General features: G+C 73.1%; 26 protein-coding genes. 8 read left to right on the forward strand and 18 right to left on the reverse strand.

What is annotated here, in order from left to right:
• Positions 1 to 22: 22 nt before the first annotated feature.
• Positions 23 to 1,975 (reverse strand): AMP-dependent synthetase/ligase, encoded by a 1,953-nt coding sequence (locus IF45_RS0119075; RefSeq protein WP_030308543.1) that lies wholly within the window; start codon positions 1,973 to 1,975, stop codon positions 23 to 25.
• A gap of 202 nt (positions 1,976 to 2,177) precedes the next feature.
• The gene (locus IF45_RS0119080) at positions 2,178 to 3,467 is read right to left on the reverse strand and encodes an acetyl-CoA C-acetyltransferase (RefSeq protein ID WP_030308544.1); all 1,290 of its coding nucleotides are present in this window, start codon (positions 3,465 to 3,467) and stop codon (positions 2,178 to 2,180) included.
• Between the two features lie 70 nt (positions 3,468 to 3,537).
• On the opposite strand from IF45_RS0119080, the gene IF45_RS0119085 reads away from it, so the two are divergent.
• Complete coding sequence (locus IF45_RS0119085) at positions 3,538 to 4,863, forward strand: 3-oxoacyl-ACP reductase (RefSeq protein ID WP_030308545.1); 1,326 nt, start codon at positions 3,538 to 3,540, stop codon at positions 4,861 to 4,863.
• 2 nt (positions 4,864 to 4,865) lie between these two features.
• Complete coding sequence (locus tag IF45_RS0119090) at positions 4,866 to 5,750, forward strand: MaoC/PaaZ C-terminal domain-containing protein (RefSeq protein ID WP_030308546.1); 885 nt, start codon at positions 4,866 to 4,868, stop codon at positions 5,748 to 5,750.
• 7 nt (positions 5,751 to 5,757) lie between these two features.
• On the opposite strand, the gene IF45_RS0119095 is transcribed toward IF45_RS0119090, so the two are convergent.
• Complete coding sequence (locus tag IF45_RS0119095) at positions 5,758 to 6,372, reverse strand: TetR/AcrR family transcriptional regulator (RefSeq protein WP_010639030.1); 615 nt, start codon at positions 6,370 to 6,372, stop codon at positions 5,758 to 5,760.
• A 369-nt stretch (positions 6,373 to 6,741) separates the two neighbouring features.
• On the opposite strand from IF45_RS0119095, the gene IF45_RS0119100 reads away from it, so the two are divergent.
• Positions 6,742 to 7,731 (forward strand): arsenic resistance protein, encoded by a 990-nt coding sequence (locus IF45_RS0119100; RefSeq protein ID WP_030308548.1) that lies wholly within the window; start codon positions 6,742 to 6,744, stop codon positions 7,729 to 7,731.
• A gap of 19 nt (positions 7,732 to 7,750) precedes the next feature.
• Positions 7,751 to 8,434 (forward strand): hypothetical protein, encoded by a 684-nt coding sequence (locus IF45_RS0119105; RefSeq protein WP_242534335.1) that lies wholly within the window; start codon positions 7,751 to 7,753, stop codon positions 8,432 to 8,434.
• A 115-nt stretch (positions 8,435 to 8,549) separates the two neighbouring features.
• On the opposite strand, the gene IF45_RS0119110 is transcribed toward IF45_RS0119105, so the two are convergent.
• Together IF45_RS0119110 and IF45_RS0119115 are read right to left on the reverse strand one after the other, a co-directional pair.
• Complete coding sequence (locus IF45_RS0119110; protein WP_030308551.1) at positions 8,550 to 10,163, reverse strand: ABC transporter permease; 1,614 nt, start codon at positions 10,161 to 10,163, stop codon at positions 8,550 to 8,552.
• On the reverse strand, positions 10,160 to 11,101 hold the full coding sequence (locus tag IF45_RS0119115; RefSeq protein ID WP_003948790.1) for an ABC transporter ATP-binding protein: 942 nt from the start codon (positions 11,099 to 11,101) through the stop codon (positions 10,160 to 10,162). Before IF45_RS0119115 ends, IF45_RS0119110 begins: the two co-directional genes overlap by 4 nt.
• 127 nt (positions 11,102 to 11,228) lie before the next feature.
• Between IF45_RS0119115 and IF45_RS0119120 the strand changes: the two genes are divergently transcribed.
• Positions 11,229 to 11,783, forward strand: coding sequence for a GbsR/MarR family transcriptional regulator (locus IF45_RS0119120; RefSeq protein WP_018470401.1), 555 nt, complete (start codon positions 11,229 to 11,231; stop codon positions 11,781 to 11,783).
• A 104-nt stretch (positions 11,784 to 11,887) separates the two neighbouring features.
• Entirely contained in the window at positions 11,888 to 13,666 is a 1,779-nt protein-coding gene (locus IF45_RS0119125; RefSeq protein WP_030308556.1) for a glycosyltransferase family 39 protein, read from the forward strand.
• A 70-nt stretch (positions 13,667 to 13,736) separates the two neighbouring features.
• Here the strand turns inward: IF45_RS0119125 and IF45_RS0119130 are convergent, their stop codons facing one another.
• The 6 genes from IF45_RS0119130 to IF45_RS0119150 form a co-directional block, all read right to left on the reverse strand.
• A complete protein-coding gene (locus tag IF45_RS0119130) occupies positions 13,737 to 15,086 on the reverse strand; it encodes a dicarboxylate/amino acid:cation symporter (protein WP_030308558.1) in 1,350 nt (449 codons plus the stop codon).
• Between the two features lie 221 nt (positions 15,087 to 15,307).
• Positions 15,308 to 15,430, reverse strand: coding sequence for a hypothetical protein (locus IF45_RS33965; protein ID WP_255246336.1), 123 nt, complete (start codon positions 15,428 to 15,430; stop codon positions 15,308 to 15,310).
• A gap of 161 nt (positions 15,431 to 15,591) precedes the next feature.
• Positions 15,592 to 15,891 (reverse strand): DUF4229 domain-containing protein, encoded by a 300-nt coding sequence (locus IF45_RS0119135; protein WP_003948794.1) that lies wholly within the window; start codon positions 15,889 to 15,891, stop codon positions 15,592 to 15,594.
• Between the two features lie 135 nt (positions 15,892 to 16,026).
• The gene (locus IF45_RS0119140; RefSeq protein WP_030308560.1) at positions 16,027 to 16,548 is read right to left on the reverse strand and encodes a GNAT family N-acetyltransferase; all 522 of its coding nucleotides are present in this window, start codon (positions 16,546 to 16,548) and stop codon (positions 16,027 to 16,029) included.
• Between the two features lie 92 nt (positions 16,549 to 16,640).
• On the reverse strand, positions 16,641 to 17,804 hold the full coding sequence (gene mqnE, locus IF45_RS0119145; RefSeq protein WP_008415789.1) for an aminofutalosine synthase MqnE: 1,164 nt from the start codon (positions 17,802 to 17,804) through the stop codon (positions 16,641 to 16,643).
• Positions 17,805 to 17,924: 120 nt separating this feature from the next.
• Complete coding sequence (locus IF45_RS0119150) at positions 17,925 to 18,380, reverse strand: Lrp/AsnC family transcriptional regulator (protein ID WP_008415787.1); 456 nt, start codon at positions 18,378 to 18,380, stop codon at positions 17,925 to 17,927.
• Between the two features lie 170 nt (positions 18,381 to 18,550).
• Between IF45_RS0119150 and IF45_RS33390 the strand changes: the two genes are divergently transcribed.
• Positions 18,551 to 18,688 carry a hypothetical protein gene (locus tag IF45_RS33390; protein ID WP_003948798.1) on the forward strand — a complete coding sequence of 46 codons (138 nt, stop codon included), beginning with the start codon at positions 18,551 to 18,553 and terminating at the stop codon, positions 18,686 to 18,688.
• A gap of 126 nt (positions 18,689 to 18,814) precedes the next feature.
• Here IF45_RS33390 and IF45_RS0119160 read toward each other — a convergent pair whose 3' ends face one another.
• Genes IF45_RS0119160 through IF45_RS0119170 form a run of 3 tightly spaced genes read right to left on the reverse strand, consistent with a single transcriptional unit; the run spans position 18,815 to position 21,904 of the window.
• Positions 18,815 to 19,492 carry a UbiX family flavin prenyltransferase gene (locus tag IF45_RS0119160; RefSeq protein WP_003948799.1) on the reverse strand — a complete coding sequence of 226 codons (678 nt, stop codon included), beginning with the start codon at positions 19,490 to 19,492 and terminating at the stop codon, positions 18,815 to 18,817.
• Positions 19,493 to 19,532: 40 nt separating this feature from the next.
• Positions 19,533 to 20,456 carry a menaquinone biosynthesis prenyltransferase MqnP gene (gene mqnP / locus IF45_RS0119165; protein WP_003948800.1) on the reverse strand — a complete coding sequence of 308 codons (924 nt, stop codon included), beginning with the start codon at positions 20,454 to 20,456 and terminating at the stop codon, positions 19,533 to 19,535.
• Positions 20,453 to 21,904 carry a menaquinone biosynthesis decarboxylase gene (locus IF45_RS0119170; protein WP_008415781.1) on the reverse strand — a complete coding sequence of 484 codons (1,452 nt, stop codon included), beginning with the start codon at positions 21,902 to 21,904 and terminating at the stop codon, positions 20,453 to 20,455. Before IF45_RS0119170 ends, mqnP begins: the two co-directional genes overlap by 4 nt.
• 86 nt (positions 21,905 to 21,990) lie before the next feature.
• Here IF45_RS0119170 and IF45_RS0119175 point away from each other — a divergent pair, with 86 nt between their 5' ends.
• Complete coding sequence (locus tag IF45_RS0119175) at positions 21,991 to 22,404, forward strand: PLD nuclease N-terminal domain-containing protein (protein ID WP_018895850.1); 414 nt, start codon at positions 21,991 to 21,993, stop codon at positions 22,402 to 22,404.
• An 18-nt stretch (positions 22,405 to 22,422) separates the two neighbouring features.
• Here IF45_RS0119175 and IF45_RS0119180 read toward each other — a convergent pair whose 3' ends face one another.
• The 4 genes from IF45_RS0119180 to IF45_RS0119195 all read right to left on the reverse strand — a co-directional run bounded on the left by IF45_RS0119180 (position 22,423) and on the right by IF45_RS0119195 (position 26,769).
• The gene (locus IF45_RS0119180) at positions 22,423 to 22,941 is read right to left on the reverse strand and encodes an SRPBCC domain-containing protein (protein ID WP_003948803.1); all 519 of its coding nucleotides are present in this window, start codon (positions 22,939 to 22,941) and stop codon (positions 22,423 to 22,425) included.
• A gap of 137 nt (positions 22,942 to 23,078) precedes the next feature.
• Positions 23,079 to 24,164 (reverse strand): c-type cytochrome biogenesis protein CcsB, encoded by a 1,086-nt coding sequence (gene ccsB / locus IF45_RS0119185; RefSeq protein WP_008415776.1) that lies wholly within the window; start codon positions 24,162 to 24,164, stop codon positions 23,079 to 23,081.
• Positions 24,161 to 25,984 (reverse strand): cytochrome c biogenesis protein ResB, encoded by a 1,824-nt coding sequence (gene resB / locus IF45_RS0119190; protein WP_018470408.1) that lies wholly within the window; start codon positions 25,982 to 25,984, stop codon positions 24,161 to 24,163. The genes ccsB and resB overlap by 4 nt, the downstream gene beginning before the upstream one ends.
• 2 nt (positions 25,985 to 25,986) lie before the next feature.
• Positions 25,987 to 26,769 (reverse strand): cytochrome c biogenesis CcdA family protein, encoded by a 783-nt coding sequence (locus IF45_RS0119195; protein ID WP_030308563.1) that lies wholly within the window; start codon positions 26,767 to 26,769, stop codon positions 25,987 to 25,989.
• Positions 26,770 to 26,771 lie beyond the last annotated feature (2 nt).

The following is a 26,771-nucleotide window of genomic DNA, read 5'->3' on the forward strand; positions in this document are numbered from 1 at the left end:
TTTCCCGGCCCGCCCGCCGGTCTCACTTCCGGTACATCGCCTCGATCTCCTCGGCGAAGTCCTTCTCGACGGCCGGCCGCTTGATCTTCAGCGAGGGGGTGAGGTGGCCGGCCTCCTCGGTGAAGTCGACCGGCAGCACGGTGAAGCGGCGGATGGACTCGGCGCGCGAGACGAGCTTGTTGGCATCGTCCACCGCCTTCTGGAGCGCCTCCAGCAGCTCCGGGTCAGCGAGCAGCTTCTCGGTGGTCAGCGCCTCCTTCTTCCGCATCTTCCGCCAGTGCGCGATCCCCTCGGGCTCCAGGGTGAGCAGGGCGGTGATGTACGGGCGGTCGTCGCCGACCACCATGCACTGGCCGACCAGCGGGTGGGCGCGGAGCCAGTCCTCCAGCGGGGCCGGGGCGACGTTCTTGCCGCCGGTGGTGATGAGGATGTCCTTCTTGCGGCCGGTGATGGTGAGGTAGCCGTCCTCGTCGAGGGCGCCGAGGTCGCCGGTGGGGAACCAGCCGTCGACCGGGCCGCGCGTGATCTCGCCGCTCTCGGCGTCCCAGTAGCCGGAGAAGACGTGGCCGCCGCCGAGCAGCACCTCCCCGTCGTCGGCGATCTTCACCCGGCCGCCGGGCAGCGGCCAGCCGACCGTGCCGAGCCGGGGTTTGAGCGGCGGGGTGACGACGGCGGCGGCGGTGGTCTCGGTGAGGCCGTACCCCTCGAAGATCTCGATGCCCGCACCGGCGTAGAAGGCGGCGAGGCGGCGGCCGAGGGGGGAGCCGCCGCAGATGGCGTACCGGACGCGGCCGCCGAGGGCGGCGCGGATACGGCGGTAGACCAGCGGGTCGTAGAGGGTGCGGGCGGTGCGCAGGCCGAGGCCGGGGCCGGGGCCCGTGCCGTGCTGCTGGGCCTCGGTGGCCTCGCCCCAGGAGCGGGCGATCCGCGCGGCCCGGTCGAAGGAGGAGGCGCGGCCCAGCTTCTCGGCGGTGGCGCGGCCGGTGTTGAAGACCTTCTCCAGGACGTAGGGGATGGCGAGGAGGAAGGTGGGGCGGAAGCCGGCGAGGTCGGCGAGGAGGTCCTCGGTCCTGATGCTGGGGGCGTGGCCGAGGCGGACCCGGGCGCGCAGGCAGCCGATGGCGACCATCCGGCCGAAGACGTGGGAGAGGGGGAGGAAGAGCAGGGTGGAGGCGGGGTCCTTGGAGACCGACTTGAAGACCGGGTGGAGGAGTTCGATGGCGTTGTCGACCTCGGCGAAGAAGTTGCCGTGGGTCAGGACGCACCCCTTGGGGCGGCCGGTGGTGCCGGAGGTGTAGATGAGGGTGGCGGTGGTGTCGGGGGTGAGTGCGGTACGGCGGCGGGTGATCTCCTCGTCGGGGACCGCGCTCCCGGCCTCCTTGAGGCGGCCGAGGTCGCCCACCGGGTCCTTCTCCGTGGTGGCGAAGGACCAGAGGTGGGCGAGGTCGGGGAGCCGGTCGCGTTCGGGGCCGAGGGCGGCGGCCTGTTCGGCGGTCTCGACGGCGAGGGCCCTGGCGCCGGAGTTCTGGAGTATCCAGCGGGTCTGGAAGGCCGAGGAGGTCGGGTAGACCGGGACGGTGACCAGGCCGGCGGCCCAGGCGGCGAAGTCCAGCAGCGTCCACTCGTAGGTGGTGCGGGCCATGATGGCGAGCCGGTCGCCGGGTTCCAGGCCGGTGGCGGCCAGGCCCTTGGCGAGGGCGAGCACGTCGGCGGCGAAGTCGGCGGCGCTCAGGTCCTGCCACCGCCCCGCCGCGTCCTTGCGGGAGAGGACCGCCTCGCCGGGCGCCTCGCGGGCGTTGTCGAAGGGGATGTCGGCGAGCGAGCCGGTGGCCGGGGGCGGGGCGAAGGGCAGCACGGCGGCCTCGCGGACCGCGCCGTCCACCCGGGTCAGCTCCGGTTCGACCAGGCGGGGCCGCCCGTCCTCCCCGGTGGTGCGGGCGAGCGGCGTGGCGGGCGGGGTGGTGGGCGCGGTCATGAGGGCGGCTCCTCGGCAGGTGGGCTCGGCGGGCGGGCGGCGTCCCGGTCCGGGGGACGGGGTGCCGGTACGGGCGCGCGTACCGGTGCGGTCCGGTGCGGACGGTCACCGGTGCGTACGAGGGTTGCTCGGACGTCGAGTCGGGTGGAGTCGGCGGTGTGTGCGGTCGGGGGACGTGTGGTGAGGGCGGGCCGGTCGGCCGTCAGGGGCGCTCCAGGATCGCGGTGACGCCCTGGCCCCCGGCGGCGCAGATGGAGATCAGCCCCCGGCCCGGGCCGCCGCGTTCGGCGAGCAGTTTGGCGAGGGTGGCGACGATGCGGGCGCCGGTCGCGGCGAAGGGGTGGCCGGTGGCGAGTGAGGAGCCGGCAACGTTGAGCCGGTCGCGGTCGACGGTGCCGAGGCCCTGCTTCTCCCAGGAGGCGAGGGTGGCGAGGACCTGGGAGGCGAAGGCCTCGTGGATCTCGACCAGGTCGAAGTCGGCGAGGGTGAGTCCGGCGCGTTCCAGCAGCCGGGGCACGGCGTGGGTGGGCGCCATCAGCAGGCCGTCGGCCTCGGGCACGCAGTCGGTGACGTCGCCGGAGACGAAGTCGACGGCGGCCGTCTCGTACCAGGTGAGGTGGGCGAGCGGGGTCAGGCCGCGGGCCCGCGCCCACTCCTCGCTGCCGAGCAGGACGGTGGCGGCGCCGTCGGTGAGCGGGGTGGAGTTGCCCGCGGTCATGGTGGCGCCGGGGTGGTCGGTGCCGAAGACGGGCTTGAGGGTGGCGAGTTTGGCCGTGGTGGAGCCGGGGCGGAGGTTCTGGTCGCGGGCGACGCCGCGGAAGGGGGTGACCAGGTCGTCGAGGAAGCCGCGTTCGTAGGCGGCGGCGAGCCGCTGGTGGCTGGTGGCGGCCAGTTCGTCCTGGTCCTCGCGGCTGATGCCCCAGGCGCGGGCGGTGACGGCGGCGTGCTCGCCCATGGAGAGGTGGGTGCGCGGCTCGGCGTTGCGCGGGATGTCCGGGACGACGTGGCCGGGCCGGATCTTGGCGAGCGCCTTGGCGCGGGCGCCCGTGGACTTGGCGCGGCGGGCCTCCAGCAGGATGCGGCGGAGCCGGTCGTTGAGGCCGATCGGCGCGTCGCTCGCGGTGTCGGAGCCGCCCGCGATCGCCGACTCGGTCTGGCCGAGGGCGATCTTGTTGGCGGCGGCGATGACCGCCTGGAGCCCGGTGCCGCACGCCTGCTGGATGTCGTAGGCGGGGGTACGCGGGTCGAGGGCGGAGCCGAGGACGGTCTCGCGGGCGAGGTTGAAGTCGCGGCTGTGCTTGAGGACGGCCCCGGCGACGAACTCGCCGACCTGCTCGCCGCCCAGGCCGTACCGCTCGACCAGGCCGTCCAGGGCGGCGGTCAGCATCTGCTGGTTGGAGGCGGTGGCGTACGGGCCGTCGGAGCGGGCAAACGGGATGCGGCTGCCGCCGATGACGGCGACCGGACGCGTGCTGCGGTGGGACGGTTTCATCTCGACCAGCTCCTGACCCTTGAGTAACCTTACTCGGAAGTAAATTACCGACCAACCCGGGAGTTCGACAATGGCCGACCGCTATCTGCGTTTCACCCACTCCACCCCGGGCCGGTTCGCCACCCGCCGGCTCGGCCTGCCCCAGCCCGCCGAGCTGCGCCGCTGGTCGGCCGAACGCCCCACCCTGGACGGGCCGTTGCTCCACCTCACCGCCGGGATCTCCGCCCACCGCGACGCGCTGGCGGCGGCCCTGTCCCGCACCGGGCTGGACGTACGCGACCAGGCCGAGCGCCCGGCCGCCGTCGTCCTCGACGCCACCGGCGTACGGGACACCGCCGGGCTCGGCGCGGTCCACGCGGCGCTCCACCCCGTCGTGCGGGGCGTCCGCGACAGCGGCCGGATCGTCGTCCTCGGCACCGTCCCCGACCCGGCCGACCACCACCAGGCCGCCGCCCAGCAGGCGTTGGAGGGCTTCGTCCGCTCCCTCGGCAAGGAGGCCGGACGCGGGCGGACCGTGCAGCTGGTCCGGATCACCGACGTCCCCGGCGCCGAATCCACCCTCCGCTTCCTCCTCTCCCCGAAGTCGGCCTACGTCAGCGGGCAGGTCATCACCACCGGGACCCTCGGCGAGCAGGCCGCCGCGACCGGGGCCGCCGACGAGGACAAGCCGCTGGCCGGGCGGACCGCGCTGGTCACCGGGGGCGCCCGGGGCATCGGCGAGGCGGTCGCGGCGACCCTCGCCCGGGACGGGGCGCACGTCGTCGTCCTGGACGTGCCCGCCGCCCAGTCCGACCTGGTCGCTGTCGCCGAACGGCTCGGCGGGACCGCGCTGCCGCTCGACATCACCGCCGAGGACGCGGGCGAACGCATCGCCGCCGCCCTCCCCGACGGCCTCGACATCCTCGTCCACAACGCCGGAATCACCCGCGACCGGCGGCTCCAGAACATGCCCGCCGACCGCTGGGCCTCCGTCCTCGACGTCAACCTCGCCTCGGTCCTCACCACCACCGACGCCCTGCTCAAGGCCGGCACGATCCGCCCCGGCGGCCGTATCGTCGCCACCGCCTCCATAGCCGGCCTCGCCGGCAACTCCGGCCAGACCAACTACGCCGCCTCCAAGGCCGGGATCGTGGGCCTGGTCCGCTCGCTGGGGCCGCGCGCCCTCGCCGAGCACGGCGTCACCGTCAACGCGGTCGCCCCCGGCTTCATCGAGACCAGGATGACCGCGGCCGTCCCCCTCTTCATCCGCGAGGCGGGCCGCCGCATGAACTCCCTCGCGCAGGGCGGGCGCCCGGTGGACGTCGCCGAGACCACCGCCTGGTTCGCGCACCCCGGCTCGGGCGCCGTCAACGGCCAGGTCGTCCGGGTCTGCGGCCAGTCGCTGCTGGGGGCCTGACCATGGCCGACACCCACCTCGCCACCCCGCCCGCGCTCCTCCCGCTGCTCGCCAAGGGCGGCGCCACCTCGCTCTTCAAGCGCGCCTCGTCCGGTGCGGCACCCCCCGCCACCCGGCTCGTCCTCTCCCGCGCCGAGGTCGACCCGAAGGCCCTCCGCTCGTACGCCGAACTGTGCGGCTTCGCCGCCGACGGCGTCCCGGACGAGCAGTCGGTCCTGCCCGTCACCTATCCGCACCTGCTGGGCTTCCCGCTCCAGCTCCGCCTGATGACCTCGGCCGCCTTCCCGTTCCCGCTGATGGGCCTGGTCCACACCTCGATCACCATCACCCAGCACCGCGAACTGCGCGGCGACGACGGGCCCGAACTGATCGTGTACGTGGAGGAGTTCCGGCCCCACCGGCGCGGCACCGAGGCCGTCGTGGTGACCGAGGCGCGCATGGCCGGGCGTACCGTCTGGTCCTCGCGCTCCACCTATCTGGCGCGGCACTCCGGCGCCAACGCCCCGGCGGACGGCGGGCGCCCGGCCGAACCTGCCGCCCTCCCCGCCGAGGACACCTGGAAGCTCCCCGCCTCCCTCGGCCGCCGCTACGCCGCCGTCGCCGGCGACCGCAACCCGATCCACCTCTCGGCGCTGACCGCCAAGCCCTTCGGCTTCCCGCGCGCCATCGCCCACGGCATGTGGACGGCGGCCCGCGCCTTCGCCGCCCACGCCGTCCGGGGCCCGGTCACGGCGAGCGCCACCTTCCACGCCCCCGTACTGCTCCCCTCGACCGTGGTCTACGCCTCCGCAGGCCCCGACTTCACCGTGCGCGGCCCCGACCGGCCGGACGGTACTCCCGGCCGGCTCCACGTGAGCGGGCGGGCGGTGCCGCTGGAAGCCGCGTAGGCCCCGCTCAGCGCGGGGTCCAGCGCTCGCCCTCCATGAGGTTGCCGAGGCCGGCCCAGGCGAAGTTCATCAGCGTCGAGGCCGCCTCCTTGGCGGTGACCGAGCCGTCGGTGTCGGCCCACCCCGCCAGCGACTCGGCGGCGCCCACCAGGGCGTGGGCGAGGCCCGCCACCTCCCGGTCGCCCAGCTCCGGGTCGTCGTGGGCCTCGCGGGCGGCGGCCGCGATCAGCTCCGTCACGAAGGCCACCAGGTCCGCCCGCATCGTGGCGACCTCGCGGGCGAAGGGCTCGCCGCTGGTGCGGGCCTGGTTGTGCAGCACCGCCCAGCCGTCCGGGTGCTCGGCGGTGTGCGTGAAGAAGGCGCCGAGCCCTTCCCAGAGCTGGCGGTCCGGGGGCGTCGCCGGGTCCACGCCCTGGCGCACCGCGCGCACCAGCGCGGCCGCCTCGCGGCGGATGCAGGCGGTGAAGAGGTCTTCCTTGGAGTTCAGGTACAGGTACACCAAGGGCTTGGACACGCCCGCCAGTTCGGCGATGCCGTCCATGGAGGCGGCCCGGTAGCCGTGGCGCGCGAACGTGGCCACGGCGGCGTCCAGCATCTGCCGCTCCCGCACCTCGCGGGGCATCCGCTTGCTCCGCCCCGTCCCCCGACCGGACTTCGTCTCGGCCACGCGGCCCGCCTCCCTGAGTCAAAAAGTCCCGTCCAAGAGTACGGGGGTCTGGCGTTGCCCGGGGGATGCCCGGGGGCGGGCGGGCTCTCGGTGAGGCTTGCCGGGGACTCCGGCACGGGGGTGGCCTCAGGCGCCGGCCGGGCTGGGGCTGGGTCGGGAGCGGCACTCCGGTGCCGGTCACTGATTGGCCTCAAACGCCGGCCGGGCTGGAAAGCGGCCTCGATCGCCGGCCAGGGTCGGCCGGCGTAGTGGCCGTGCGTCCGTGCTTCCTGACCGTGCGAGGCTGGCCCCGCACGGCGGGACGGCGAGTGAGGGAGTGGGGACGTGGCCCAGGAGCGGGTGGGGCTGGTCGAGCGGATGGAGGTGCACCAGGTCGCGGTGTACGTGGGGGCCATGGTGGCCGGGGCGCTGGTGGGGTGGGCCGCGCCCGGACTGGCGCCGGGGCTGGAGCACGCCGTCAACCCGGTGCTGGGGGCCCTGCTCTTCGTCACCTTCCTCCAGGTGCCGGCGGCCGAGCTGTTCCGGTCGCTGCGGGACGGGCGGTTCCTGGCGGCCGTGCTGGTGGTGAACTTCGTCGTGGTGCCGCTGGTGGTGGCGGCGATGTTCGTGCTGCTCCCGGCGGACCAGGCGGTGCGGATCGGTGTCCTGCTGGTGCTGCTCTGCCCCTGCATCGACTACGTGATCGTCTTCTCCGGCCTGGCCGGGGGTTCCAGCCGCCGTCTGCTGGCGGCCACTCCCCTGCTGCTGGTCGCGCAGATGGTGCTGCTGCCCGGGTTCCTCTACCTGTTCATGGGGGCGGAGCTGGCCGAGGTCGTCGAAGTGGGGCCGTTCGTCGAGGCGTTCCTCGTGCTGATCGTGATCCCGCTGGCGCTGGCGTGGACGGTCCAGGGCTGGGCGGCCCGCAGGCCCGCCGGGCGGCGCGCCGCCGACGCCGCGGGCACCGCCATGGTCCCGCTGATGGCGGCGACCCTGCTCACGGTGGTCGCCTCCCAGGTGCCCAAAATCGGCGACAGCCTCGGCGACGTGGCCGCCGTCGTCCCGTTCTACGTCGCCTTCCTGGTGGTCATGGCCTTCGCCGGGCTGGTGGTGGCCCGCCTCTTCCGCCTCGGCACCCCGGCCGGACGCGCCGTCGTCTTCACCGGCGCCACCCGCAACTCCCTGGTCGTCCTCCCGCTGGCGCTGGCCCTGCCGGACCGGTTCGCGGCCGCCGGGGCCGTGGTGGTGACGCAGACACTGGTGGAGGTCGTGGGCATGGTGGTGTACGTCCGGCTCGTCCCGCGACTGCTCCCGGCGAACGACGTGTCCCAGTCGTGAGAGGGACGGAGAGGCGCCCGTGAACGCAGGCAGCGGCGCCAGGCCGTCACGCGCCTTCCGAGTGGCGGCGGCGGTCGGTGTCTGCTGCTACGTACTCGCGGCAGCCTGCGGCATGTACGTCCTGGCGGGCGGCCTCCCCGCCTTCCTCCAGGTCTGCCTGTGGGGCGTCCACGGCGTCGTGCTCGCCCTGCTGCTCCGCCGGCTCGGCCCCACGGAGACGGCGCTCGGGGCGGCGCTTCTCGCGGTGGCCGCCTCGGCTGCGGCCGGGTACGTGGCGGGCCTGGCCCGTGAGGACCTCACGCTGCGGCAGCGGGGCGAGCAGGTCGCGGTGACCGTGGTCGCGGAACGGCTCGACCCTGCCGAAGGCCGTAAGGGGCGCCACTCCCACTACACCCTGGAGCGGGCGGAGGACGGCGGCACGGTCCCGGGCGAGATGGAGACCACCTCGGACCTCTACGACGTGGGGCGGCGGCTCACCGTGCTCGTGGACCCCGAGGGTGAGATACACCCCCGGACGCCCGGACAGGCCGACCCCGCCGCCGAGTTGGCCGGTGCGGCGGGGCTGATGCTGGTGGCGGTGGCGGGCGTCGGGTGGGTTGCGTGGCGCGGCCGGAGGCGTGAGGGCGGCCGTGCGAGTGCGCCCGGCGCGGCAGGTGCCGCAGGGCACCCGCGAGGTGGAGGAGCGGGAGGCCCGGCTGCGTGAACTTCTGCGGGCCGAGGCGTTCGGCAACCGAGGGTCGTGGCGGTTCGCGGAGGCCGTCGTCGAAGAGGTTCCCCGCGAGCCCTGCCCCCCGGCGCCGGGCGAGGGGCAGGTCCCCTCAGGTGAGCAGATCCCTCCGCCGCAGCCTCGCCAGCCCCGCCGCCAGCACCGCCGCCGCGACCACCACCAGGGCGGCCACCGGGGCCCAGTTGGGGTCGGCGCCCGGGAGCTTCGGCACGTGGGTGAAGGGGGAGAGGTCCATGACCACGGCGGGCAGGTCGAGGACCGGGCCGACCCAGCCGATGAGCAGGCAGAGCGTGGCGATCGCCCAGCCGGCCGGGGCGGCCCGGGGGAGGAAGGCGTAGAGGGTGAAGGCGACGGCGGCCAGGGTCCAGACGGCGGGGAGCTGGGCCAGGCAGCCGAGGAGGAGGGCGGGCAGGTCGCGGCCGTGGCCGAGGGCGAGGCCCAGGGCGGCGGCGGTGAGGAGGACGGCGGGGCCCGCGAAGGCGATCAGGAGGTGGCCGGCGGCCCAGCGGAGGCGGCCGACGGGGTGGGCGAGGAGCGGTTCGGCCCGGTGTGCGGTCTCCTCGGTGTGCAGGCGGAGCACGGCGGCGACGGCGTAGAGGGCGGCGAGGATGCCGAGGACGCCGGTCATCGCGGCGAGGAAGGCGTCGGTGATCGCCTGTTCGCCACCGAGGCGGATCAGGATCTCGCGGGTCGAGTCGTCGTCCTCCAGGAGCGCGCCGGCGCCGTCGGCGAGGCTGCCGAAGAGGACGGCGGCGGGGGCGAAGGCGAGCGTCCAGCCGAGCAGGGTGCCCCGCTGGAGCCGCCAGGCGAGCGCCCCGGGCGTACCGAGGCGGCCCTCGGGGGCGCCGGGGCGGGCGGCGAGGAAGCTGGCGCCCAGGTCGCGGCGGGCGGCGAGGGTGTGGGCGAGGGCGGCCAGGGCGAGGGTGGCGGCGGCGAAGAGGGCCAGCACCCACCAGCGTTCGCCGGCGAACGGGCGGATGTTCTGCGCCCAGCCGAGCGGGGAGAGCCAGGTCAGCGGCGAGGAGCCGTCGTCACGGGCGGCGTCGCCCGCCGCGCGCAGGACGAAGGCGGCGCCGAGCAGGGCGGCGCCCAGGCCCCGGGCGAGGCGGGCGCTCTCGGTGAGCTGGGCGGCGGTGGCGGCGGCGGCCGCGAAGAGCAGGCCGGTGGCGCCGAGGGCGAGCCCGTGGGCGAGGGCCCCCCGCAGGCCCTCGCCGCCGAGCGCGGCCGTGGCGACGAGAGCCACGGCGAGATTGGCGGTCACAGCGGTGAGCAGGGCTGCGGTGAGCGGGGCGCGGCGGCCCACCATGGCCGAGGAGACCATCTCCTGACGGCCGCTCTCCTCCTCGTCCCGGGTGTGCCGGACGACCAGGAGCAGGCTCATCACGGCGGTGAGGACAGCGGCGACCACCCCGTACCGCCAGACGACCAGGGCCCCGAGGGAGTCGTCGAGCACCGGCCCGTACAGGGCGCGCAGGGAGCTGTTGCCGCTCATGCCGGCGGCGGCCTGGGCGCGTTCGGCGGCGGTGGAGTAGAGGGCGGCGAGTCCAGGCGGGCCGGCGGCGAGCAGGCCGCCGATGCCCAGCACCCAGAGCGGGATCAGCACGCGGTCGCGGCGCAGGGCGAGCCGGTAGAGGGCGCCGGTGCCGGCGAAGGGGCGGCCGCCGCCCGCCGGGCGGGCGGTGGCGGGGAGGGCGGCGGCGCTCATCGGGCCGCTCCTTCCGTAGCGGCGGGGCGTTCGGCCGAGCCGGCCGGTTCCTGCTGGTAGTGGCGGAGGAAGAGTTCCTCCAGGGTGGGCGGGGTGGCGGTGAGGGAGCGGACGCCCGCCGCGGTGAGGGCGCGCAGGACGGCGTCGAGCCCCTCGGGTTCGGCCGCGAGCCGCACCAGGTGGCCGTCGGTGTGGACGTCGTGGACGCCGGGGAGGCGGTCGAGGCCCTCCGGGAGCCGGGCGGGGTCGGTGAGTTCGGCGGTGAGGGCGGTACGGGCGAGATGGCGCAGGGAGGCGAGGGTTCCGGTCTCCACGGTGCGGCCGTCGCGGATGATCGAGACGCGGTCGCAGAGGGTCTCGACCTCGCTGAGGATGTGCGAGGAGAGCAGCACGGTACGGCCCCGGTCGCGGGCCTCGCGCACGCAGGACTGGAAGACCTCCTCCATCAGCGGGTCGAGGCCGGAGGTGGGTTCGTCCAGGATCAGCAGCTCGGCGTCGGAGGCGAAGGCGGCGACCAGGGCGACCTTCTGCCGGTTGCCCTTGGAGTACGTACGGCCCTTCTTGGCCGGGTCGAGCTGGAAGCGGTCGAGGAGTTCGGCGCGGCGGGCCGGGTCGAGGGGGCCGCGCAGGCGGGCGTAGAGGTCGATGACCTCGCCGCCGGAGAGGTTGGGCCAGAGGGTGACGTCGCCGGGGACGTAGGCGAGGCGGCGGTGGAGCGGGACGGCGTCGCGCCAGGGGTCACCACCGAGGAGGCGGACGGTGCCGCCGTCGGCGCGGAGCAGGCCGAGCAGGACGCGGATGGTGGTGGACTTGCCGGAGCCGTTGGGCCCGAGGAAGCCGTGCACCTCGCCGGCTTCGACCTCCAGGTCGAGTCCGTCGAGGGCGCGGGTACGGCCGAAGGTCTTCCGTAGCGCTAAGGCGGTGATGCTCGTCGTCATGTTTCTGAACGTACGGTACGTTCACAAAATTGTGAAGATAAGGAAGCGTATAAAGTCGGGCCCGTGCCGGTGATCCGTCGGGCGGGGGCGGGCGGAGCGGTGAAGCGGAAGAGAGAGGGAGGGTCGCGTGCCCCAGGCGAACAGCGCGAGCGGTGCGGACGGGAACGAGAAGCGGAACGACGAGCCCGGCGAGGAGCAACTGTCGCTCTTCGTCGAGCGGTTCGCGGCCGACATGGTCGAGGCGGGGATGCCCCGGATGGCCGCGCGGGTCTTCGGCGCGCTGCTCTCCTCGCCCGAGGGCGTCATGACCTCCGCCCAGCTCTCCGAGCAGCTGCGGATCAGCCCGGCCGCCGTCTCGGGCGCCATCAGCTACCTCGTCAACATCACCCTGGTCCGCCGCGAACGCGAGCCCGGCTCCCGGCGCGACCGGTACCGCCTCCACCCCGACCAGTGGTACGAGGCACTGACCAGCCGGGACGCCCGCCTCATCCGCTGGTCGGACACCCTGCGGGACGGGATCGCGACGGTCGGGCCCGAGACCACGCCGGGCCGCCGGATGGCCGAGACGCTGGAGTTCTTCGACTTCATGCGGAACGAGATGGAGCGCCTGCTCAGCCGCTGGCGCGCCCACCGCGAAGAGGTCTTCGGCCCCACCGGCCCCGGACCGGCCGACAACGGCTGACGCTCCCTCACCGGAAGCTGTGGCCAAACCCTTACGCAACCCGGCCCGCGCGGCCGGGCCGACGGGCATACTCGCCGCCGTGGGCCGCCCGGCCCTCCTCCGGCGTGCCCGGAGCCCCTGCCCGCGCGCCCCCCACCCGCGAGGCCGAGCCCCTCGCGAGGTGCGTCCTGACAGCCCGACAGACGACGGAGACCACGGCCGACGGCGCCACGGTCCCGATACCCGGGCCGGGACCCCGCCCGGCATCCCCCTGGGTCTGGCGCACCGGCGCCGCCCTCACCACCCTCGCCGCCCTCCAGCAACTCGCCCTGGCCTGCGGCGCCCCGCTCCCCGGCCGGCAGCCCTGGCCGCTGCTCCTGGCCGCCGCTCCCCTGCTCTGGTGGGGCCGTACCGGACTCCTGGCCGCCCTCGCCGCCCTGCCCGGCCCGCCGCCACGACTCCGCGCCCGCCTCACGGCGATCCCGCCCGCCGCCCTGGCCGCCGGAGTCCTCGGCCTCGCCGCGCTGCTCTGGGCCGCGCTCCAGGACCACGAGCCCTGGATCGGCCACGAGGAGTCGGTCTACGCCAACAAGGCCCGCTCCTGGACCGAAGGCGGCCCGCCCGCCGCCGGCTGGGGCGAGTACCGCCCGCCCGGACTGCCGCTGCTCGGCACCCTCGCCCTGCGCCTGCACGCCGACGTGGGCGCGCTGCGCGCGGTGACCCTGCTGCTCGCCCTCGCCATGCTCACCGTGACCTACCTGGTGGCGGCCCGGTGGACCACCCCGCGCCGGGCCGTGCTGACCGTGCTGCTCGTCCTGTGCGGCCTCGGTTTCCTGCGGCGGCTCCCCGAGTTCCTCAACGACATCGGCAGCACCGGCCTCCTGCTGGTCGTGGTGTACCTGCTGACCCGCGCCCAGGAACACCCCGGCTCGCGCGCCCTGCTGGCCCTGCCGCCCTTCGTGCTGGCCGCCTTCTACCTGCGGTACGGGGTCGCCGGGAACCTCGCCGCCATCCTGCTGGCGGCGCTGACGGCGTACGGGGCGCGCGCCTGGCTTGCCCGGGGGCGGCAGCTGGCGGTGGCCGGGACGGTGATCCTCGCCGGGCTCGTCCCGCACTTCGTGCACGCGATCCAGGTCACCGGGTCGCCGCTGGGGCTGGTGTTCTGGGCCACCTCGCAGGCCGAGCGGCAGTTCGTCGGGGACGGGCTTCTCTACTACCTGGCGATCTTCCCGTACCGCCTCGCCGGGGACCTCGGCGGTGTGGTGATGGCGGCCGGGTTCGTCGCGGCGTACGCGGCGGTGCGGCGGCTGCGGCGCGCGGGTGAGCCCGGTCCCCAGACCCGGCGGTGGGCCTTCCTCGGGCTCACCTCCGTACTGGTCTTCGTGCTGCTCGGGGTGGCCACCGACGGCGAACCGCGCTTCGTCTACCTGCCGGTCGTCCTGCTGACCGTGCTCGGCGTGCAGGCGCTCGCCCGGGCCGCCGGGGAACAGCGGCGCCGGCTCCTCGCGGGGATCGGCGCGCTCGCCCTGCTGACCACCGCCGGCACCGCCCAGTCGGTGGCCCACGGCGCCATGCCCGGCCCGACCGGCCAGGCCCGCTCCACGGTCCCGGTGGCCCGCGCCCTCGCCGCCGACGGCACCCCCTGCCTGCTGGTCACCGGGTACGAACCGGAGAGCGGCTGGTACTCGGGGTGCGACGCGATGACGTACCGCCAGTACCGGGCCGCCGGTCCCCCGGCGCCGGGCACCCGGGTCTCCTTCGTCCGGTACGAGCGCGGGCGCCACCAGCCCGGTGACCCGGGGCTGGCGAAGCTGACGCGGGGCATGGAGCGGACGGTGCTCAGGCTTCCGGCGACCGGGGTGCTGGGTGAGGCGCACGTGGTGACCGTCCGGGTGCCGGACTGACCCCACACCACGCGGAACGCCCCGCTCTCCCGGAGGAGGGCGGGGCGTCGCGGACCGTGTCGCGCCTGGATCAGGCGGCGGCGGGCGCTTCCTTGGCGTCCAGTTCGAAGCTGGTCGCGTTGTCGTACGCCGTGCGGTCGAGGATGTTCTCGCGCGCCGAGACGAGGACCGGGACGAGGGCCTGGCCGGCCACGTTGGTGGCGGTGCGGATCATGTCCAGGATCGGGTCGATGGCGAGGAGCAGGCCGACGCCCTCCATGGGCAGGCCCAGGGTGGAGAGGGTCAGGGTCAGCATGACCGTGGCGCCGGTGAGTCCGGCGGTGGCGGCGGAGCCGACGACCGAGACGAAGGCGATCAGCAGGTAGTCGGTGAGGCCGAGCTGGATGTCGAAGATCTGCGCGACGAAGATCGCGGCGATCGCCGGGTAGATCGCGGCGCAGCCGTCCATCTTGGTGGTGGCACCGAAGGGCACCGCGAAGGAGGTGTACTCCTTCGGCACGCCGAGCCGCTCGGTGACCTTCTGGGTGACCGGCATGGTGCCGACCGAGGAGCGGGAGACGAAGGCCAGCTGGATCGCGGGCCAGGCGCCCTTGAAGAACTGGACCGGGTTGAGCTTGGCGACGGTCGACAGCAGCAGCGGGTAGACGCCGAAGAGGACGATCGCGCAGCCGATGTAGATGTCGGCGGTGAAGGTCGCGTACTTGCCGATCAGGTCCCAGCCGTAGGTGGCGATGGCGCTGCCGATGAGGCCGACGGTGCCGATCGGGGCGAGGCGGATGACCCACCACAGGGCCTTCTGGAGCAGGCTCAGCACGGACTCGCTGAGGGCGAGGATCGGCTGCGCCTTCTCACCGAGCTGGAGCGCGGCGATACCGGCGACGGCGGCCATGAAGACGATCTGCAGCACGTTCAGCTCGGTGAACGGCGTGATCACGTCGGTCGGGATGATCCCGGTGAGGAAGTCGATCCAGGAGCCGGTGTTCTCCGGCTTGGCGCCGTCCTTCGGGGTGAGGCCGGTGCCCGCGCCCGGGTTGGTGACCAGGCCGATGACGAGGCCGATGGCGACCGCGATCAGCGAGGTGATCATGAACCAGAGCAGCGTGCGGGAGGCGAGCCGGGCGGCGTTGTTCACCTTCCGCAGGTTGGTGATGGAGACCAGGATCGCGAAGAAGACGAGCGGGGCCACGGCCAGCTTCAGCAGGCCGATGAAGACGCCGCCGACCTGCTCCAGCGTGGTGACCAGCCAGTCGATCTGCTGGCTGCGGGCGAGCCAGCCGAGGAGCACACCGAGGACGAGGCCGCCGAGTATCTGCGCCCAGAAGGGGATCTTCGGTATGCGGGAGCCGGTACGGGGCTGCCCGGCCCCTCTGGCCTGGGCGTCCTCGGGGCTGGGCTCGGAGGCAGGGTTCTGCGCGGACACGGACACACTCCGGTGGGATGCGGTGGGGGTGGGGGACGAAGGGCTGTGCCCGGGGCACGCGCTCCCGCGCGGTGCGAAGCGCGCGGGAGCGGACGTACGGGATGACCGTGCGGCCGGGCGTCGTGGGCGGTGCCGGTGGCTGAGAGCCCCGAAGGGCCGGGCCCGGGCGGCGGGGTTGAGCGGCGTGACGCGGTCGTGCGTCGGCCCCCGCCGGGCGGGTCTCAGGTGGTGCGGCAGAGCGCCGGACGGCGACACGCCGCCGAGACGCGGCGGCAGAGGTCGACGTGCAGACGCGCCACGAGCGGGGTGCTCCTGGCCTGGCGGTGCGCGGCTGCGGTCATCATGGCGGATACGTTAACACCGGTACTTTGGGAACATCAAAGGACTTCTTTGGGGAGTGGGGAAAGCCTCACGCGCCCCCTGCCCGCGCCGCACGCTCCCCGGGCACGCGAAAGCCCCGGCGGCGGCCCGAAGGGCCGGCCTGCCGGGGCCGGGAAGAGCGAGGTCAGCCGGACTTGCCCGCGGTGGCGGCCGCGTCGACGGCGGCGTCCTCCTGGCTGCGGTTGGCGTCGAGCCTGGCCTTGGTGCGGTCGACCTTGGCCACCACGTTCACCGAGGCCTGGTCGCGGTCCTTGCGGAGGGCGACGAAGCTGATGGGCGCCGAGATCACCATGGCCAGCAGGAGCATCCACAGGACGTTGGAGCCGCCCACGCCCTTGGGCACGATCCCGAACTGGACCAGCAGTCCGACGACCACGAAGCAGGCGGCGAAGATCCCGAAGCGCTTCAGGGTGTAGCGGAGCATGAGGAATCCACTCTTCCGGTCAACAGGGCCCCACAGGGGCGGGCGCATCCAGTGAAACACGGGCCCCCGAGGCGGCCACCCGCAGGGGGCCGGTGTCCGGCATTCCAGGCATCCGCCGCCCGGCGCGGCCACGGCTCAGAGCGGCAGCAGCATGGTGATGTCGTCGCGGTCGTCGCCCGGTCCCACCCGGATCATGCCCGGGACGCGGCCGACCTCCTGGTAGCCGCAGGAGGCGTAGAAGCGGTCGACGCCGGTGCCGCCGCGGCAGGTCAGCCGAATCGCCTCGATGCCGTCGAAGGAGCGCCCGGCCCGCTCGACGGCGTCCATCAGCTCACGTCCGCACCCCTGGCCCTGGAGGCGGGGGTGGACCATGACCGTGTACGCCCAGACCCAGTGGCGCTGGAGCCGGTGGGTGTTGCGGCCGAGGAAGGCGGTGGCGGCGACCCGGCCGTCCTCGTCCCGGCCGGCGACCAGGTGCATCTGGCGTGACTCCAGGGCGACGAGGTGTTTGAGGTAGTCGGGCCGGACGTCCTCGGTGGTGACGGGCGGGACGAAGCCGACGGCGCCACCGGCGTTGGAGACGTCGGTCCACAGGCCGATGATCTGGTCGCGCAGCTCCGGGGTCTGCGGCGGGTCCACCGTGAACGTAAGGGTCATGGGGCGATGCTAGCCATTACCAGGCAAGCGGAGAGGCCCCGTCCGCACTGCGGACGGGGCCTCTCGGAGGAGCGGGAGCCGGCGGGGCGGACTCAGACCCGCATCGGCTGCGGCTCGTCGCGGCGCCCCGCGTCGGGGCCGTCGTACTCACGGATGATCTCGTACCGGGTGTTCCGCTCGACGGGCCGGAACCCTGCGTCGCGGATCAGGTCGAGGAGGTCGTCGCGGGTCAGCTTGTTCGGCGTGCCGTAGTTGTCGGCGTCGTGGGTGATCTTGTACTCGACCACCGAGCCGTCCATGTCGTCGGCGCCGTGCTGGAGGGCGAGCTGGGCGGTCTGCACGCCGTGCATCACCCAGAAGACCTTGACGTGCGGGACGTTGTCGAAGAGCAGCCGGGAGACGGCGAAGGTCTTCAGCGCCTCGGCGCCGGTGGCCATGGTGGTGCGGGCCTGGAGCTTGTTGCGGACCTTGCCGTCCTTCATGTCCACGAAGTCGTGCTGGTAGCGCAGCGGGATGAAGACCTGGAAGCCGCCGGTCTCGTCCTGCAGCTCACGCAGCCGCAGGACGTGGTCGACGCGGTGGCGGGGCTCCTCGATGTGGCCGTAGAGCATCGTCGCCGGGGTCTTCAGCCCCTTCTCGTGGGCGAGGCGGTGGATGCGCGACCAGTCCTCCCAGTGGGTGGCGTGGTCGACGATGTGCTGACGGACCTCCCAGTCGAAGATCTCCGCGCCACCGCCGGTCAGCGACTCCAGGCCGGCCTCGATCAGCTCGTCGAGGATCTCGGAGGCGGGCATGCCCGAGATGGTCTCGAAGTGGTGGATCTCGGTGGCGGTGAACGCCTTCAGGGAGACCTGCGGCAGCGCCTCCTTGAGGGCGGAGAGCGAGCGCGGGTAGTACCGCCACGGCAGCGAGGGGTGCAGGCCGTTGACGATGTGCAGCTCGGTGAGGTTCTCGCCCTCCATCGCCTTGGCGAGCTTCACCGCCTCCTCGATCCGCATCGTGTACGCGTCCTTCTCGCCCGGCTTGCGCTGGAACGAGCAGTAGGCGCACGAGGCGGTGCACACATTGGTCATATTGAGGTGGCGGTTGACGTTGAAGTGGACGACGTCGCCGTTCTTGCGCGTCCGCACCTCGTGGGCGAGGCCGCCGAGCCACGCCAGGTCGTCGCAGCCGTAGAGGGCGATGCCGTCCTCGCGGGTCAGCCGCTCACCGGCCCGGACCTTCTCCTCCAGCTCACGCTTGAGCCCCGCGTCCATCCGGCTGCCTTCCTCTCGCCTGCGTCGCGGCCCCTCCCGTCGCCGGAGGAACCGGGTCGAGCCTACGCCTAGGGCCCCGACGCACCGAAGCCGCCCGCCGGGGCCCTGCGAAGTGTCCCCTCACTCCTCCTCAGGCAGCTCCCCCACCCGGTTCTCCCACTTGGTGGAGAGGACGACGGTGGTGCGGGTGCGGGAGACGCCCCGGGTGCCGGAGAGGCGGCGGATGGTGCGCTCCAGGCCGTCGACGTTGCCGACGCGGACCTTGAGCATGTACGAGTCGTCGCCCGCGATGAACCAGCAGTCCTCGATCTCGTGCAGGTCGCGCAGGCGCTGGGCCACGTCCTCGTGGTCGGCGGCGTCCGAGAGGGAGATGCCGATGAGCGCGGTGACGCCGAGGCCGAGCGCCTCCGAGGCGACGGTGGCGCGGTAGCCGGTGATGACCCCGGCGGCCTCCAGCCGGTTGATGCGGTCCGTGACGCTCGGCCCGGAGAGCCCGACGAGCCGGCCCAGCTCGGCGTAGGAGGCCCGGCCGTTCTCCCGGAGCGCCTGAATGAGCTGCCTGTCCACCGCGTCCATACCAGAAGCCTTCCATTGTTTAGCGTTCTCGCGGAACTATGTATAGAATCAAAGGCGAGCGGGGTCAAGGTCCTGAGAATCTTTCCTGATCGGAGCGATTCGCCAACGACTGCCACCCGACCGCTCAGCCAGGGGAACGATCAAAGACGATCATCAGGAGTGACCACACCGTGTACACGATCGAGATGGCCTACGCGCACATGCGCTCCCTCCAGGAGCTGGCCAACCGTTCGCGTTCCGACCAGCCCGCAGCCGCCCACAAGGTCGACCGGACCCGGGGCCCGCGGCGCACCACGAAGAAGCGCTGACCGAGCGCGAACCAAGCGCTGACACCGAAGAACAGCGCTGAACAGGACGGGCCACGGGCCCGTCCACGCACCGTCCCGGCGCGGCACCCGACAGGGTCCGCGCCGGTCGTCGTGGGCGGGCCGGTCTCACGCCGGACGCCCCCCGCCCAGCTCCCCGCGCCAGCGCCGGTACAGCCCGTGCCCGACCCCGGCCGCATCCAGCACCCGCCCGGCGACGAAGTCGACCAGGTCCTGGATGTGGGTGGCGCCCGCGTAGAAGGCCGGGGAGGCGGGCAGGACGATCGCGCCGGCCTCGTCCAGCGCCACCAGCTGCTGGAGCGTGGCCCGGTTCAGCGGGGTCTCCCGCACCGTCACCACCAGCGGCCTGCGCTCCTTGAGGGTGACGCTCGCCGTCCGCTGGAGCAGGTCCTTGGAGAGCCCCAGCGCGATCCCGGCCACGCTCGCCGTCGAGGCGGGCACCACCAGCATCCCGCGCGCCGGGTACGAGCCGGAGGAGGGCCCGGCCGCCAGGTCCCCGGCGGGCCAGTACCGCACCCGCTCCCCCGCCAGCGCGTCGGCCACCTCGAAGGTGTGGGGCTTGCCGTCGGCGCCCCGGGCCAGCCAGGCCGCCAGGTCCTCGCGCCAGTGGGCGTCGCGGAAGGAGATGCCGGTCTCGTCCAGCAGGGTCAGCCGGGCGGCCCGGCTGACGACCAGGTCGACGTCCTCGCCGGCCGCCAGCAGGCCGCGCAGCACCGCCGCGGCGAACGGGGTGCCGGAGGCGCCCGAGACGCCGACGATCCAGGGGCGGCGCCGGTCGGCGGTCATGGACGCCCTTCCTCTCGTGTACGGGTGACGGCGGCCGGGCTCAGCCGAGGCTCAGCCCGCGGACCAGCAGGTCGGCGAAGGCGAAGACGAAGAGGCTGATGCCGATGAAGCCGTTGGTGGTGAAGAAGGCCCGGTTGAGCCGGGACAGGTCGTGCGGCCGCACGATGGAGTGCTCGTAGACGAAGGCCGCGGCGACCACGACGAGGCCGGTCCAGAAGAGCACCCCGGCGTCGGTGAGCAGGCCGTACCAGACGAAGAGGCCGGTCACCACGGCGTGGCTGACGCGGGCGCCCCACAGGGCGGCCGGGATGCCGAAGCGGGCCGGGACCGACCTGACGCCGTGGGCGCGGTCGGCCGCCACGTCCTGGCAGGCGAAGATCAGGTCGAAGCCGCCGATCCAGACGCCCACCGCGAGCCCCAGCACCACGGCCTCCCACGACCAGGCCCCGGTGATGGCGAGCCAGGCGCCGACCGGGCCCATCGCCTGGGCGAGGCCGAGGATGGCGTGCGGGTAGTGGGTGAACCGCTTGCCGTACGGATAGACCACCATCGGCACCACGGCGACGGGGGCCAGCGCCAGGCAGAGCGGGTTGAGCGCGGCGGCCGCGGCCAGGAAGACGGCGAGGGCGACCAGCGCGCCGGTCCAGGCAGAGCGGACCGAGACGGCGCCGGTGACCAGTTCGCGGGTGGCGGTGCGCGGGTTCCGGGCGTCGATCTCGCGGTCGATGATCCGGTTGGCGGCCATCGCGAAGGTGCGCAGGCCCACCATGGCGATCGTGACGAGCAGCAGGTCGAGCCAGTGGACCCGGCCGTCCATCAGGAAGCCCGCGGTGAAGGCGGCGATGTAGGCGAAGGGCAGCGCGAAGACCGAGTGCTCGATCATCACCAGCCTGAGGAAGCTCTTGACCTTCCCCGACCGCACCGGTTCGGGCCCCACGGCCTCGGAGGCGGCGGAGGCGCTCACAGTCCGTACTCCTTCCACCGCTGGTCGACGAGGGCGGCGGTGTCCGGGTCGGAGACGACCATCTCGGGCCAGCCGCCGTCGCGGGTGTACCCCTCCTCGGGCAGCTTCTTGGTCGCGTCGATCCCGGCCTTGCCGCCCCAGAACTGCTGGTACGAGGAGTGGTCGAGGTGGTCGACCGGGCCCTCCACGACGGTGAGGTCCCGGGCGTAGTCGGTGTTGCCCAGCGCCCGCCAGGCGACCTCGTGCAGGTCGTGGACGTCGCAGTCGGCGTCGACCACGATGATCAGCTTGGTCAGCGACATCATGTGCGCGCCCCAGATGGCGTGCATGACCTTCTGCGCGTGCTTCGGGTACTTCTTGTCGATCGAGACGATCGCGCAGTTGTGGAAGCCGCCGGCCTCGGGCAGGTGGTAGTCGACGATGTCCGGGATGATGATCTTGAGCAGCGGCAGGAAGAACCGCTCGGTGGCGCGGCCCAGCGGCCCGTCCTCGGTCGGTGGACGGCCGACCACGATCGACTGGAGCAGCGGGCGGCGCCGCATCGTCACGCAGTCGATGGTCAGCGCGGGGAACGGTTCCTGCGGCGTGTAGAAGCCGGTGTGGTCGCCGAACGGGCCCTCGGGCAGCATCTCGCCCGGCTCCAGCCAGCCCTCCAGGACCACCTCGGCCTGGGCCGGGACCTGGAGCGGGACCGTCTTGCAGTCGACCATCTCGACCCGCTTGCCCTGGAGGAACCCGGCGAACAGGTACTCGTCCATGTCCCCGGGGAGCGGCGCGGTGGAGGCGTAGGTGACGGCGGGCGGGCAGCCGAAGGCGATGGCGACCGGCAGCCGCTCCCCGCGCTGGGCGGCCAGCTGGTAGTGGTTGTGGCTGTTCTTGTGGATCTGCCAGTGCATGCCGATGGTGCGCTTGTCGTGGCGCTGGAGGCGGTAGAGCCCGAGGTTGCGCATGCCGTTGACGGGGCTCTTGGTGTGGGTCAGGCCCAGGTTGAAGAAGGAGCCGCCGTCCTCGGGCCAGGTGAAGAGGGCCGGGAGCCGGTCCAGGTCGACCTGGTCGCCCTGGAGCACGACCTCCTGGACGGGCGCGTCCTTCACCTTCTTCGGCGGGATGTGCGCGACCGAGCCGAGCTTGCCGAGGGCGTCCCGCATCCCCATGAAGCCCTGCGGCAGCTCCGGCTTGAGCAGCGAGCCGATCTTCTCGGTGATCTGGTCGAAGGACTTCAGCCCGAGCGACTTGAGCAGCCGCCGGTCGGTGCCGAAGACGTTCATCGCCAGCGGCATGTCCGAGCCCTTGACGTTCTCGAAGAGCAGCGCCGGGCCGCCGGCCTTGTTGACGCGGTCGACGATCTCCCCGATCTCCAGGTACGGATCGACTTCGGCCTTGATGCGCTTGAGGTCGCCATCGCGCTCCAGGGCGCGGAGGAGCGAGCGAAGATCGTCGTAAGCCATGCCGTCCAGTATCCGGCACCGGCTAACCTTGGCCGGTAATGGGGCCCTGATCGGGTCTCCTACCGCCACACACAGGGGGACGCCTCATGCTCCGGGTGCTGATGATCCTTGTGCCTCTGGCACTGAGCATCTACGCGTTCATCGACTGCATCACCACCGACGAGAAGGACATCAAGCACATCCCGAAGCCCCTCTGGGCCATCCTCGTGCTGCTCTTCCCCCTGGTGGGCTCCATCTCCTGGCTGATCGTCGGCAAGGACCGCGCCACGGCGGGCCCCGGCCCGCTGGCCGGACGCCGCTCGGGCGGCGGCTGGGTCGCGCCGGACGACAACCCGGACTTCCTCAAGTCGCTGAAGGACGACGGGAAGGGCCCGGACGCCTCCGACGACACCGCCTTCCGGGAGAGCTGGGAGGAGGACCTGCGCCGCCGCGAGGAGGAGCTGAAGCGCCGCGAGTCCAAGGACGAGCCGCGTCCCAAGGACCCCGACGAGGAGAAGTAGGGGCCTGGTGTACGGGGCTCAGCCCGCGGCGTAGGCGTCGCGCAGCTGGCGCCAGCGGTCCAGGGTCCAGGTGGACCAGTCGGGGGCGCGGCCGTCGAGGGCCTCGCGCAGGTACTCGAAGTGCTGGTGCCAGCCGGCGAGGGCGTCCAGGCGCATCGCCGCGCCGCCCTTGAACTCGTTGGTGAAGCGCAGGGCGGTGGCGTCGGGCCCGGTGGGCTCCAGGTGGAAGCGGACCCGGCCGTGGTACGGCGCGACGGTGTACTCGGCGACCCGCCAGACGTCCCAGGCGGTGACACGGCCGGTGACCACGGCGGCCTCCTCGGGGAGCCCGCCGCCGCTCAGGCAGCGCAGGGTGACGGCCCCGCCGAGCCGCGGCTCCAGCACCTCGGCGGCGGCCAGCCAGCCCGGCAGTCCCTCCGGCGTGGCGACCGCCTGCCAGACGCGGTCCACGGGGTGCGGCAGGGGCAGCAGGAAGCGGAGCGTCTGGTAGTGCCCCCAGGCGTGGCCCGCGCCGGGGCGGACGGTGCTGTCGGTCATAGCCTCAAGGATCGGCCGCGACGTGCCGGGCCGCTCCCTGTGACACGCGGCGGGACACGCAGGAGGGACCGGCCCCGTGTGCGGGCCGGCCCCTCCCGGGCGTGTCCGGTGTCCGGTGTCCGGTGTCCGGTGTCCGGTCAGACTCCGGCGTAGGAGTGCTTGCCGGTGACGAAGATGTTGACGCCGTAGTAGTTGAACAGCCAGCAGCCGAAGGCGATCAGCGCCAGGGCGGCGGCCTTGCGGCCCTTCCAGCCGGCGGTGGCGCGGGCGTGCAGGTAGCAGGCGTAGGCGACCCAGGTGATGAAGGACCAGACCTCCTTGGGGTCCCACCCCCAGTACCGGCCCCAGGCGTCGCCGGCCCAGATGGCGCCCGCGATGATGGTGAAGGTCCACAGCGGGAAGACGGCGGCGTTGACCCGGTAGGCGAACTTGTCCAGGGTCGAGGCGGCGGGCAGCCGCTCCATGATCGAGGAGCGCAGCGCGCTGGTCTTCTCGCCCCGGGCGACCTTGGCCTCGTAGAAGTCCTTCAGCAGGTAGCCGAGGGTGCCGACGGCGCCGAGGTAGAAGACGGCGCCGCAGAAGATGGCGGTGGAGACGTGGATCCACAGCCAGTACGAGTCGAGGGCGGGGGCCAGCTGGTCGCTGTCGGTGTAGAGGACCGTGGTGGCCAGGCCCAGGTCGAGCAGGACCGTGGTGACCAGGGGCAGGCCGACCCAGCGGACCTTCTTCTTGGCGAAGAGGAAGCCCAGGTACGTGCCGACGGCCACCGTGGTGAAGGTGATCGAGAACTCGTACATGTTGCCCCAGGGCGCGCGCTGCACCGACAGGGCGCGGGCGACGACGCCGGCCGCCTCCAGGACGAAGGCGAGGACCGTCAGCGAGATCGCGATCCGGCCGTAGACGTCGCCCTGCGCGTCGTGGCCGGCGGCGCCGGGCCCGTCGGGGACGTCGCGGGTGCCGGCGGCCGAGCGGGTGACGACCTTGGGCCGGTCCAGGACGGCGGTCCCGCCGTCCTTCTGGCGGACGGTCACGGCGGGCGCGGCGGCCTTCTCGCCCTGCCCGCCGCTGAGCGCGGCGGCGGTGCGGCCGACCTTGCTGCGCCCGCCGAGCACCCACTCGGCGATGTGGGCGAAGAAGGCCAGGGTGTAGACGGCCATCGAGGAGTAGACCAGCCAGTTGCTGTACTGGGCCAGGTTCTCGTTGGCGGCGGCGGCGAGATTCACTTCTCTGCCCCTTCGGAAGGTACGGCGTCGGGTTCGGCGGCGGTGGGCGCCCGGTCGTGGAGGTCCCCGGCCAGCTCGGCCAGTTCCTCGGGAAGCTTCGCGGATTCACTGCGGCCGAGTCCGGCCATCTCGACGACGGTCACGCCGTCGTCACCCCGCACGGCCCGGACCCACACCCGGCGCCGCTGGATGAACAGGGAGCCGGCCAGGCCCGCGATGGCCGCGACGGCTCCGGTGAGCGCCAGTCCGCTGCCGGGCTGGTGCGACACCTGGAAGCTGGCCCACTCCTCGATCTCCTTCTCGAAGGTGACCGAGCCCATGCCGTCGGGCAGCTCCATGGTCTCGCCGGGCAGCATGCGCTGCTTGAGCAGCTCCCCGTTCTCGTCCTTGAACTCGGTCATCTTGCTGGTGTCGAGCTGGTAGACGTTCTGCGGCAGCCCGGAGTCCACCCCGAGGCTGCCGTGGTACGCGGAGAGCGCGAGCACGGGGAAGTCCAGCGCGGGGAACTGCGAGAACATCTCGCCCTTGCCCTCACCGGCGAAGGTCGGCACGAAGAACGCGTTGAAGCCCAGCTGGGTCTTCTCGCCGTCCTTGTCGCGGTAGCCGTCCAGGACCTTGATGGCCCCGGTGGAGGTGAAGTTGGAGTCGATCGGCAGCAGCGGGACGGGGCCCTTGAAGGCGACCTCGCCGCGCCCGTCCCGGACGGTGACGACCGGGGCGTAGCCGTGGCTGATCAGGTAGACCTTGGAGCCGTCGATCTCCAGCGGCCGGTTGACCTCGATGGTCCGCTTCTTCGGCGCGGCGTCCGGCGACTCGGTGTAGGTGACGTCCGCCTCGAAGGTGCGCGGGGTGCCGCGCTGTGGCCCGGACGGCTCGTAGGTGCCGCTGAACTTGTCCAGGGTGAAGCTGAACGGCGGCAGGTCCTCGGTGTCGAAGAGGCTGCCGGGCTTGAAGTCGTCGAACTGCGTCAGCGTGTTGGAGAAGCCGTCGCCCTGCACGATGAGCTTGCCGCCCTCGTACTTGTAGAGCTGGCCGATGCCGAAGGCCACCAGGATGATGATCAGCGACACATGGAAGATCAGGTTCCCCGCCTCGCGGAGGAAGCCCTTCTCGGCGGAGACGGCGTCGCCGGCCCGGTCGGCCCGGAAGCGGCGCTTCTTCAGCAGCCCGAGCGCGGCCTGACGCACCTCTTCGGGATCGGCCTCGGTGCGCCAGGTCGCGTACGCCGGGAGCCGGTCCAGGCGGCGCGGGGCGCGCGGCGGGCGGCCGCGGAGCTGGCCGACGAACTGCCAGGTGCGCGGGACGATGCAGCCGATGAGGGAGACGAAGAGCAGGATGTAGATCGCGGAGAACCACACCGAGCTGTAGACGTTGAAGAGGCCGAGCTTGTCGTAGATCGGCGAGAGCGTCTCGTGGGCCTCGCGGAACTCCTCGACCTTCATCTCGTCGATGCCGGTCTGCGGGATGAGCGAGCCGGGGATCGCGCCGAAGGAGAGCAGGAAGAGCAGGATCAGCGCGACCCGCATCGAGGTGAGCTGCCGCCAGAACCAGCGGGCCCAGCCGGCGCACTCGCGCCAGGTCCAGGCGAGCGCGCCGCCCAGGCCCGGCTTGCGGACACCGCCGAAGGAGCCCGGGACGGACTGCCCCTCCTCCGGCGCCTCCAGGGGGGTCGTGGAGAGCTGGGAGCCGGCCTCGCTCAGCTCGCGGTCGTCCGCGACGGCGGTGTCCGCCTTCGCCGGATCGGGGCTGTTCGTCACCAGGGTGCCTTCGCGCTTCTCTTCGGGGTCTTCGGCGGGCGGGGGTACGGGTCGGTCGGGCACGGTCAGATCCCCACCTCGAAGCCGCTGGTCCACACCTGCATCTCCTGGACCAGGTGGTCCCAGGCGCCGGTGACCAGGAGCAGGCCGGTGGCGATCAGCATGAGGCCGCCGATCCGCATCACCCAGGCATAGTGCTTCTTGACCCAGCCGAAGGCGCCGAGCGCCTTCCGGAAGGCCACGGCCGCCAGTATGAAGGGGACGCCCAGGCCCAGGCAGTAGACCACCATCAGCAGCGCGCCGCGCCCGGCGGTGCCGTCGACGAGGGCGAGGTTGGTGACGGCGGCCAGGGTCGGGCCCATGCACGGCGTCCAGCCGATGCCGAAGAGGACCCCGAGCATCGGCGCGCCCCACAGGCCCCGTCCGGGCCTGACGTGGAAGCGGAACTCCCGGCGGGTCAGCCAGGACATGCCGCCCATGAAGAAGAGGCCGAGCAGGATCGTCAGGCCGCCCAGCACGCGGGAGATGATCTCGCGGTGCTCCTGGAGGGTCATCCCGATGCCGCCGAAGAGGGCGCCGCCGGAGACGAAGACCACGGTGAAGCCGAGGACGAAGAGCGAGGCACCGAGCGCCATCCGGCCCCGGCGGGCCTCGCCGAGGTCGGTACCGCTGATGCCGGTGACGTAGGAGAGGTAGCCGGGGACGAGCGGCAGCACGCACGGCGAGAAGAACGAGACGAGCCCGGCGAGCAGCGCGATCGGCAGGGCCAGCAGGAGGGCGCCGCCCTGCACGGTCTCGTTGGGCGTGGCCGCGAGGAAGGCGGCGGCCTCGGTCACGGGCGTGGACACGG

The organism is Streptomyces albidoflavus (genome assembly GCF_000719955.1).
GTDB lineage: Bacteria > Actinomycetota > Actinomycetes > Streptomycetales > Streptomycetaceae > Streptomyces > Streptomyces albidoflavus.